Source organism: Bacillus sp. 05T22 (assembly GCF_056396765.1).
In genome coordinates, this window is sequence record NZ_JBFTMC010000026.1 from 40,124 (window position 1) to 49,255 (window position 9,132).

Here is a 9,132-nt window from a genome sequence, read left to right on the forward strand (position 1 = left end):
TAGGTCAAGTTTTCTTGTTTTTTGAAAGGAGAAAAAATGAAGAAATATTATATAGCGGTAGGTATTGTCAGCATTATCCTTGTTGCAGTACTACTTTTAACTTGTCCGAAAGAATCTGATTTCAGGTCTTACTTAGAGGATAAGTATGCATTGATTTGTAATCAAGATAGCTTTGAATGTACACAAAATGTAGATGAGAAAGAACAAAAGATGAAGTTTGTAAGTACGAATACACGAAACGGTGTATTTTTTATAACAGTGAAACAAACTTTTGAAATGGAAAATGGTAAACAGAAAGAGTATAGCGGAATAGGCATATTTGGTACATTTCTTTTTGTTACGGAAAAGACTTTCTAATTATAGAAGGTCTTTTTTTTATGCATATGTTCATATAGATGAAGTAAGACAAGCATAGGAGGGATGAGAATGAAAAAAATATGTGTAGTTTGTGGTGGAGAAGAATTTTTTTCATCTACATTATATGCACGTACGAAACAAGACTGGGCATATGCACCTAACATGTATCGTTTTGAAAAGGTATTTATTGAACATCGGAATGAAGAGAATTATCCAGTGTTTCAAGAAATTACAGCAAAACATTGCTGCGGATGTGGACATATTATGTTGTATCATGAGTGAACACACCAAGTAATACTTGGTGTGTTTTTATAATGCTGATAAAGCAAGTGGATACAATAATGTAAATAAAACAGAAAAACTACCAAACCCAATGGCTGTATATCCGAGTGTTTTTGCTCCAAAATTAACAGCCAATAAGCCAATTAAAATGGAAAGGGAACCAAGGGTAACTGGATAAAAGGCAATCGAGAATAAAGAAAGAAACAGTGCTACATAACCGATAAGTGTACCAGCAATGCGGAATCTTGGAATCAAAATAGTCAAGAAATGTGGGATCATGGGAGTCGGAGTACAATCATCCCGTTTTTTGAAAAGTATGTAGAAAATGGTGTGGCAGTTTTAGATGTCGGATGTGGTGATGGATATGGTACATATAAATTAAGTCTCGCAGGATATAAGGCGTGTGGTATAGATTTATCCGAACAAATGATTCAAAAGGGAAAGGAACGCGGAGAAGGGCCTAATTTGTCATTTGTAAAGGGAGATCTTTCTTCATTGCCCTTTGAAAATGAGCAATTTCCAGCCATATTAGCAGTGAACTCGTTAGAATGGACAGAACAGCCACTACAGGCGTTAAACGAGATAAAGCGTGTTTTGAAACCAGATGGATATGCGTGTATTGCTATTTTAGGACCGACAGCAAAACCGCGTGAAAATAGCTATCCTCGTTTATATGGAAAAGATGTCGTTTGTAATACGATGATGCCTTGGGAATTTGAAAAGCTTGCAGAGGAGCAAGGGTTCCAAGTAGTGAATGGTATAGGCGTATATAAACGAGGAGTAAATGAAAAGATGCTTGGACAATTATCGGTAGAACTGCAGCAAGCACTAACATTTTTATGGGTATTTATGTTGAAAAAATAAAGTACAACGAAATGCGCAAATTTAGGAGGTAAATAAGTGCAGAAAATACAAAAAACTGATACAATATGGGCAGAACCAATTAAAGGGGGACTAGGGTATATGACAACTACTACAACAGTTAAATCCGATATTGAAATTGCACAAGAAGCAAGTATGAAGAAAATTCAAGAGATTGCAGCGGAGTTAAACATTTTAGAAGAAGAACTAGAGCCTTATGGTCATTATAAAGGAAAATTATCTCTTGATATTTTTAAGCGCTTACAAACTGAGAAAGACGGAAAAGTTGTTTTAGTAACAGCGATTAACCCGACTCCAGCAGGAGAAGGTAAATCAACAGTAACAGTTGGTCTAGGTCAAGCTTTTAATAAAATTGGTAAAAAAGCAGTAATTGCACTTCGTGAACCATCACTTGGACCAACAATGGGACTAAAGGGTGGTGCAGCAGGTGGAGGTTATTCACAAGTTGTACCAATGGAAGATATCAATCTTCACTTTACTGGTGATATTCATGCCATTACAACTGCAAATAACGCATTAGCAGCGTTTATCGATAACCATATTCAACAAGGAAATACACTTAAGATTGATACGCGAAAAATCGTATGGAAGCGTTGTGTCGATTTAAATGACCGTGCACTGCGTAATGTAGTAATTGGTCTTGGTGGGCCGGTTCAAGGTGTACCGCGTGAAGACGGTTTTGATATTACAGTAGCATCTGAAATTATGGCTGTATTCTGCCTTGCGACAGATATTCAAGATTTAAAAGCACGTTTATCTCGCATTGTCGTTGCTTATAATATGGACAACGAGCCTGTAACAGTTAAAGATTTAGGCGTAGAAGGAGCGTTAACACTTCTATTAAAAGATGCGTTAAAACCAAACTTAGTACAAACATTAGAAAATACACCAGCAATCATTCATGGCGGACCATTCGCTAATATCGCTCACGGTTGTAACAGTGTTATCGCTACAACAATGGCAGCAAAATTAGGCGATTATGTAATCACGGAAGCTGGTTTCGGTGCGGACTTAGGTGCTGAAAAATTCTTAGATATTAAAGCGCGTGCAGCTGGTATTAAACCAGAAGCAGTCGTTATCGTTGCGACAATTCGTGCGCTTAAAATGCACGGCGGTGTGGCGAGAGATCAGCTGAAAGAAGAAAATATAGATGCGCTAGCAAAAGGAATGGAAAACTTACAAAAACATGTTGAAACAATTCAAGCGTTCGGTGTTCCATTCGTAATCGCAATTAATAAATTCATTACAGATACAGATGCGGAAGTTGCATACTTACAAGAATGGTGCAATGAGCGTGGCTACGAAGTATCCTTAACAGAAGTTTGGGAAAAAGGCGGCCAAGGTGGTGTAGACCTTGCTGAGAAAGTATTAAAAGTAATTGAAAAAGGTGACAACAAATACGCACCACTTTACGAATTAGAATTGCCATTAGAAGAAAAAATCCGTACAATTGCTCAAAAAGTATACGGTGCAAAAGATATCGAATTTGCTCCAAAAGCTCGTAAGCAATTGGCTCAATTTGCAGGAGAAGGTTGGAGCAACCTGCCAGTATGTATGGCGAAAACACAATATTCTCTTTCTGATGATGCAACAAAATTAGGTCGACCATCTGACTTTATTGTTACAATTCGTGAATTGAAACCATCGATTGGTGCAGGGTTTATTGTAGCGTTAACAGGAACAATGTTAACAATGCCAGGTCTTCCAAAACAGCCTGCGGCACTTCAAATGGACGTAAATGCAGATGGAAAAGCAGTAGGTTTATTCTAAAAGGTTGTAATTCATCACGTTTATCTGTAAACTATATATACATCAAGTGGCGCCTTTCCATCGAAAGGCGCCTGTTTTTTGGAGGAAATTATGTTTGATCCAACTGCTTTTGAAAATTTAAAAGTAATCGTTGAAGGAGCTGTCTATGATTTTGATTTACATGGTGATATTCTTGTAACGGATCGAAAAGATATGATGGACCTTGCATCGCTAAGCCGTATATATCATATTTCATTTCAATTAACTGAACAGTTTAAACCGTTAGTAGAAGCGACATTCTCACTGTCAGTAGATGCGAAAAATTTATCAGGTGAGATTTTAGAAGTGCCGCAGTTTATACCAGGTTGTGAACTGAAACTGCAATTTGCATTTCCGTTACAGCACCCAGAAACAGATTGTCAAGAGATCGAATCGTTAGTACAATCTATTTGGGGAAAAGAGCGAATGATTACGCAGGAAATTTCATACGAATATAATAAGCAAGCGATTTCATATCATAATAAGGTAGAGGTTCTATTTCAAAAAGCGATTACAGAAGACCATGTTGATGATTTAATAACTGTTATTTCTCACATGATAGAAACAGTGCGAACAATACAACATTTTCTTCAAAAATAGAGATAAAGGAGAAAAACAAATGATAAAAGATATGCAACCATTTTTGCAACAAGCTTGGGAGAAGGCTGGTTTTAAAGAGTTTACTGAAGTTCAAAAACAAGCGATTCCAACCATTTTAGAAGGACAAGACGTTATAGCTGAATCACCAACTGGGACAGGGAAAACATTAGCGTACTTATTACCACTTTTACATAAAATTAATCCTGAAGTGAAACAACCACAAGTTGTAATTCTAGCGCCAACGCGTGAACTTGTTATGCAAATTCATGAAGAAGTTCAAAAGTTTACAATCGGAACTGACATTTCAGGTGCATCTTTAATTGGTGGTGCGGATATTAAGCGCCAAGTCGAAAAGTTAAAGAAGCATCCAAGAGTCATTGTTGGTTCACCAGGACGTATTTTAGAATTAATTCGTATGAAAAAGTTAAAAATGCATGAAGTGAAGACAATTGTATTTGATGAATTTGATCAAATTGTAAAACAAAAGATGATGGAAGCTGTGTTTGATGTAATTAAATCAACAATGCGTGATCGTCAATTAGTATTCTTCTCGGCAACAATGACAAAAGCTGCAGAAGAAGTAGCACGCGATTTTGCAGTTGATCCACAATTAGTTCGCATCACACGTACAGAAACAAAGAGTTTAGTTGAGCATACGTATATCGTTTGTGAACGCCGTGAAAAAAATGATTATATTAGAAGAATTATGCATATGGGGAATGTAAAAGCAGTTGCCTTTTTAAATGATCCCTTCCGCTTAGATGAAATTACTGAGAAACTGAAATTCCGTAAAATGAAAGCAGCAGCTCTTCATGCGGAAGCGAATAAGCAAGAACGTGAAGCAACGATGCGCGCATTCCGTCATGGGAATTTAGAAATCTTATTAGCGACAGATATCGCTGCGCGTGGGTTAGATATCGATGATTTAACACATGTAATTCACCTAGAGTTACCAGATACATTAGATCAATACATTCACCGTTCAGGCCGTACAGGACGTATGGGGAAAGAGGGGACAGTTGTTTCCCTTGTTACTCCGCAAGAAGAGCGTAAACTACTTCAATTTGCGAAAAAGTTAGGCATTCAGTTCAAGAAACACGAGATGTTTAAAGGAACATTTGTAGAGTCTAAACCGAAAGCACCAAAGAAAACGAAACCTGCATTTACTGGGAAGAAGAAGCCTAGATAATAGGAGACTTCCCTTAATGGGAGAATAATGAAAGTGAGAAGGCGTGTCTACATGTATAAAGTAGTCACGCCTTTTTAGTGTTTAAAAGGTTAAATAACTATGTTAGAGCCTTTCTAAAAAGAAAACACCTTTCTCAATAGCAGTTTCTACATAACCGACAATTTGGTTAAACGTAAACACTTGTAATTCAGCATGCAGATCTTGCTGTGGAAATACCATATCATTAAAAATAAGCTTTTTAAAAGCTAGAACGTTTTCTTCTGTTACTTCCTCAACATTTGGTATGTTTGCTTCTTGATTAAGAATAGAAAGGAATTCCTGCTCTTTATCGTAATGATGTAATAGTTTTGCATTCAATAATTTAAAATCGTTATGATACATAGATAAAATTGTTTGATCATGCTCGATTCTATTTTTGAGCCAAGGAAGAAAAAAACCGTTGAGCCAATTATCATCAGCAATAAGGTGTGTATAATACCCTAAAATGAAAGAGGAATCTATGTGCTTTTTATATTTTTGAAGAAATGTACCGTAATCAATTCTTCTGGTATAGTTCTTTGTTGTACCAGCATAAAAATGTGATACGTTTTTTTCCTCTTTTGAACGAACTGCATCAGGAGCTACTCCCCCAAGCAAGAAAGATGTTTTATCAGGGATGGATAATTTCTCTGCAATACCATTTGCGATAATCAAATGCATAACTCGTGACCCCATGAATGACACCTCTATTTAACAGTCAGAATGATTTTTCCTGTACTCTGTCTACTTTCGATCCATTCATGCGCTTTCCCTGCATCTTGAAGTGTAAAACGTTTACCAATTGCAATTTGTAGGCTTCCATCACGTAAATACTGAAAAACTTGGTTAGCGGTATGACGAAGTAAGTAAGGACGTTTCTTACGAGTCGTTCCAAAGCTAAAGCCAAGAATAGAACGACAGCTTGCATGTAAATCCTTTGTCCGAAATGTTCCAATTTCCCCGCTAGCATTACCAAAATGGACAAGGCGACCATAGTAAGCCAAACACTCCAAGCTTTTTTCTGACACTGCTCCGGAAATGGAATCCAAAATAACATCGGCACCTTTACCACCCGTAAGTTCATTTGCCTTTTTACTAAAATCCTCATCTTGATAACAAATAACATGATCAGCCCCAGCTTCTAAAGCAACTTTCTTTTTCGCTTTATTTCCGACTGTTCCAATAATTTTTCCAGCCCCTAATATTTTTGCTAATTGAATCGATGTTGTTCCGATACCACCAGCCGCAGCATGAATAAGAACGGTTTCACCTTGTTGTAATCTTGCGACATTTGCAAGCAAGTTATAACTCGTAAAAGATACGATAGGACAAGCGGCTGCAGTTGTGAAGTCAATTTCATCAGGTAATACAAAGGTAAGGTTTTCATTTGCGACAACATATTCAGCATACGAACCAGTAAGAGGAAAGGCGATTACACGCTGTCCAGCGCGAATATTTCTCACATCTGAACCTACTTGTTCTACAATTCCTGCCGCATCTATACCTGGAATAAATGGGAGTTTTCCATTCCCTTTTTTGCCATAGCGCGATTTAATATCGGCAAAATTGACGCTTGTCGCGATAACGCGAATTAACACTTGTTTCTCATTAAAAGTTGGCATATCGACTTCTGTATACTTCATTGTTTCAGGTCCGCCAAATGCAGTTACAACAATTGCTTTCATTTAGATGTCCTCCTAAAAATATATTATATATATTATTTTAAACACCTATCATAAAATGGAAAATTATATAATTGTTATAGCGGATTATAAGTTAATGTTATAAAGTTATAAGTTTTAAATCATTATATTAATTTATATCGAAAATAATTTTAAAAAACGAACGAAATGTTTTTAACTTGCCAATATATAGTGTAAGACAATTGAATGGGGATAAATCTAGTAAAGAAGTATTAACATCTAAAGAGTACGAGCAGTATATAGAAGCATTAATGACATATGAGAAAGTGCTGGTGAACATTAAATCAAGCGGACATGTAACGGTAGAAGAAGTCCCCGAAGCGTATAAAGAAGAATTTGTACAAGAATTTGTACAAGCGGATCGGTTTATGGAGTATGTAAATGGAAAAGTACAACAAATAAATTAAATATATGAAAAGAAGAGCCGATGTTTATAAAAAGGCTCTTCTTTGTAGTGTATGCAAGTTATTATTTGAATTTTCTTACCGCATGTATAGCCACTCTCACAAGGAGAATTGCACTAATAAATAAGCCACCGTAACCAACTACGCTTAAAAATTGATCGTTTGGTTCTTTTGCATTGTTTGCTAAATATAAGACATCAATTGAAATACCGCCAAATGCTGTTCCTATAAGAGCGATAAGGAGTTGAGAGATAAATGTGGTGACAAAAGAAGCATTTGTTGGATCTGAGAAAAATCCGACTTTTAGGGATAGTTCACCGTTCTCTAATTTTGAACTTAAATCGTCAAGTTTCCTTTATATGTTTAAAGTCACAGGAGTAGAGGTATACCGATAGGGTTTTTTATTGGTGTGAGGTTCGTATCATGTTAGTTTTCTTTTCGTATGAAACTATCTAATAATGAGTAACCAGCTATTATATTTATTATTACGGGAAATGTTGTATTTAAAAGAGTTAGGATAGCTAAGTAAGCTAAGTAAGGAAAAAATTGTCCGATAGGTGAGAATAATAGAATAGGTGAAAAGCCAATCAATGCTGAAGGTAACGCAATGCCTATAAATTTCTCTAGTTGAAATTTCCATACATGTTGATTTTTCTTGTTATTGATAAGTTGACAGAAGCGCAGTACGCCACCAATGAAAAAGGGGAAAAATACAAAGGAAAATATTCGAGGATACATATGAAAGGATAGTTCAGCTTGTTGATCTAAATAAAATTGAATTTTCCCTCCTGTAAATAGCAATATAACAATGAATAAAGTGAAACATAAGTATTTGCTAACCTTTTTCATTGTATCACTCCTTTTTTTGTATGTTTATTATTGAAAAAACATATTCAAAAAAAGAGGATATATGCTTGAAATGTAGCATAATATCCTCGAATTGTCTTTCTATTTAGTTAGTAGTTGCTTCCGCCTTTTCTTGCTTTGTAAGATAATCAATAATTCCCATCGCACTGATCTCCATATCGAGTTTGATAACATCGTAAATAGAATGGGTCGGTGTTACACCTTGTTTTGTAAGATGTGAGGATACTGTTTCCAATAATAAACTATACAATTCATGACTTGATGTTTCAAAATCTTGATTTTTTTCAAATACTTGTTTTCCAGCTTCAACAAAGATAGGGAGCCAATATTCAAGCTGTTTATATACTTCAGAAACATGGGAAGATGCACCATAATGTCCAAAGTAGATTGAGTCAACATTCATATTTCGAATGCGGTCTTTTGCAGCAATCATCGCATTTGGTTGAAACTGTGAAGGAGATGTGGTCGGTAAATATAGTTCAACACCAAGTTCAGCTAGTTCTCGATAATAAATACCAATTGTGTCACCCGTGAAAATGCCATTTGTTAAGGAGTCATGGATACTTATATGATGTTTGGCGTGCCCTGGTGTATCGTAAAATGTTAGTACCCGCTTTTCTGAGATTTGCAATGTCTCACCATCTTGTACGATATGGACTTGTTTCTCTGGAATAGGAAGAATTGGATTGAAGAGTTCATCAAAAGAATCACCATATACAGCTTTGGCACCTTGAATTAATTTCGTAGGATTAATCATATGACGAGCACCACGCGAATGGACGAATAAAGTTGCATTTGGACATTTTTCCATCATTAAACCAGCACCGCCAGCGTGATCAAGATGAACATGTGTAACAATGATATTTTTAACATCTGCTAAGTTAATCCGTAATTGTTGTAAGCCATTTAGAAGATGTGGAAGGGAAGGAGCAGCGCAAGTTTCAATTAAAGTAATTTCATCACCAAGTAAGACATATGTACCAGTTCGCTCTTCATGTTGTAAATCGTAATCATCAATGATATATAACTGAGAGGATAATTG

At 36.0% G+C, this 9,132-nt stretch carries 10 protein-coding genes and 2 pseudogenes; 7 read left to right on the plus strand and 5 right to left on the minus strand.

The window, feature by feature from the left end; genetic code table 11:
* The first annotated feature begins 36 nt into the window (after positions 1-36).
* Together AC1DIT_RS11240 and AC1DIT_RS11245 are read left to right on the plus strand one after the other, a co-directional pair.
* Entirely contained in the window at positions 37-357 is a 321-nt protein-coding gene (locus AC1DIT_RS11240; protein WP_016114640.1) for a hypothetical protein, read from the plus strand.
* A gap of 69 nt (positions 358-426) precedes the next feature.
* Positions 427-639 (plus strand): hypothetical protein, encoded by a 213-nt coding sequence (locus tag AC1DIT_RS11245; RefSeq protein WP_016114641.1) that lies wholly within the window; start codon positions 427-429, stop codon positions 637-639.
* 27 nt (positions 640-666) lie between these two features.
* Here the strand turns inward: AC1DIT_RS11245 and AC1DIT_RS11250 are convergent.
* Positions 667-870, minus strand: a pseudogene (locus tag AC1DIT_RS11250) (permease); the annotation flags it as partial.
* Here AC1DIT_RS11250 and AC1DIT_RS11255 point away from each other — a divergent pair.
* From AC1DIT_RS11255 to AC1DIT_RS11270, 4 genes are all read left to right on the plus strand, one after another.
* Positions 853-1,503 carry a class I SAM-dependent methyltransferase gene (locus AC1DIT_RS11255; RefSeq protein WP_476998192.1) on the plus strand — a complete coding sequence of 217 codons (651 nt, stop codon included), beginning with the start codon at positions 853-855 and terminating at the stop codon, positions 1,501-1,503. The pseudogene AC1DIT_RS11250 and the gene AC1DIT_RS11255 sit on opposite strands and share 18 nt — an antisense overlap.
* Before the next feature lie 99 nt (positions 1,504-1,602).
* On the plus strand, positions 1,603-3,291 hold the full coding sequence (locus AC1DIT_RS11260; protein ID WP_033671148.1) for a formate--tetrahydrofolate ligase: 1,689 nt from the start codon (positions 1,603-1,605) through the stop codon (positions 3,289-3,291).
* A gap of 90 nt (positions 3,292-3,381) precedes the next feature.
* Positions 3,382-3,909 (plus strand): hypothetical protein, encoded by a 528-nt coding sequence (locus AC1DIT_RS11265; RefSeq protein WP_016114645.1) that lies wholly within the window; start codon positions 3,382-3,384, stop codon positions 3,907-3,909.
* A 19-nt stretch (positions 3,910-3,928) separates the two neighbouring features.
* Complete coding sequence (locus AC1DIT_RS11270) at positions 3,929-5,098, plus strand: DEAD/DEAH box helicase (RefSeq protein WP_016114646.1); 1,170 nt, start codon at positions 3,929-3,931, stop codon at positions 5,096-5,098.
* A 102-nt stretch (positions 5,099-5,200) separates the two neighbouring features.
* Here the strand turns inward: AC1DIT_RS11270 and AC1DIT_RS11275 are convergent, their stop codons facing one another.
* Positions 5,201-5,812, minus strand: a complete 612-nt coding sequence (locus tag AC1DIT_RS11275) for a zinc dependent phospholipase C family protein (RefSeq protein WP_016114647.1) — start codon at positions 5,810-5,812, stop codon at positions 5,201-5,203.
* A gap of 11 nt (positions 5,813-5,823) precedes the next feature.
* Positions 5,824-6,801 carry a quinone oxidoreductase family protein gene (locus AC1DIT_RS11280; protein WP_016114648.1) on the minus strand — a complete coding sequence of 326 codons (978 nt, stop codon included), beginning with the start codon at positions 6,799-6,801 and terminating at the stop codon, positions 5,824-5,826.
* Between the two features lie 197 nt (positions 6,802-6,998).
* Here AC1DIT_RS11280 and AC1DIT_RS11285 point away from each other — a divergent pair.
* Positions 6,999-7,226, plus strand: a pseudogene (locus AC1DIT_RS11285) (DUF3600 domain-containing protein); the annotation flags it as partial.
* Positions 7,227-7,649: 423 nt separating this feature from the next.
* Here the strand turns inward: AC1DIT_RS11285 and AC1DIT_RS11290 are convergent.
* Positions 7,650-8,072 (minus strand): hypothetical protein, encoded by a 423-nt coding sequence (locus AC1DIT_RS11290; RefSeq protein WP_016114650.1) that lies wholly within the window; start codon positions 8,070-8,072, stop codon positions 7,650-7,652.
* 103 nt (positions 8,073-8,175) lie between these two features.
* A partial coding sequence (locus tag AC1DIT_RS11295) for an MBL fold metallo-hydrolase (protein WP_476998191.1) occupies positions 8,176-9,132 on the minus strand: 957 nt, incomplete at its 5' end.

Bases quoted from the DNA above. Each gene is read 5' to 3' on its own strand.
- AC1DIT_RS11275 (WP_016114647.1), bottom strand. From the start codon at position 5,812: ATGGGGTCACGAGTTATGCATTTGATTATCGCAAATGGTATTGCAGAG.
- AC1DIT_RS11260 (WP_033671148.1), top strand. From the start codon at position 1,603: ATGACAACTACTACAACAGTTAAATCCGATATTGAAATTGCACAAGAA.
- AC1DIT_RS11240 (WP_016114640.1), top strand. From the start codon at position 37: ATGAAGAAATATTATATAGCGGTAGGTATTGTCAGCATTATCCTTGTT.
- AC1DIT_RS11280 (WP_016114648.1), bottom strand. From the start codon at position 6,801: ATGAAAGCAATTGTTGTAACTGCATTTGGCGGACCTGAAACAATGAAG.
- AC1DIT_RS11265 (WP_016114645.1), top strand. From the start codon at position 3,382: ATGTTTGATCCAACTGCTTTTGAAAATTTAAAAGTAATCGTTGAAGGA.
- AC1DIT_RS11290 (WP_016114650.1), bottom strand. From the start codon at position 8,072: ATGAAAAAGGTTAGCAAATACTTATGTTTCACTTTATTCATTGTTATA.
- AC1DIT_RS11245 (WP_016114641.1), top strand. From the start codon at position 427: ATGAAAAAAATATGTGTAGTTTGTGGTGGAGAAGAATTTTTTTCATCT.
- AC1DIT_RS11270 (WP_016114646.1), top strand. From the start codon at position 3,929: ATGATAAAAGATATGCAACCATTTTTGCAACAAGCTTGGGAGAAGGCT.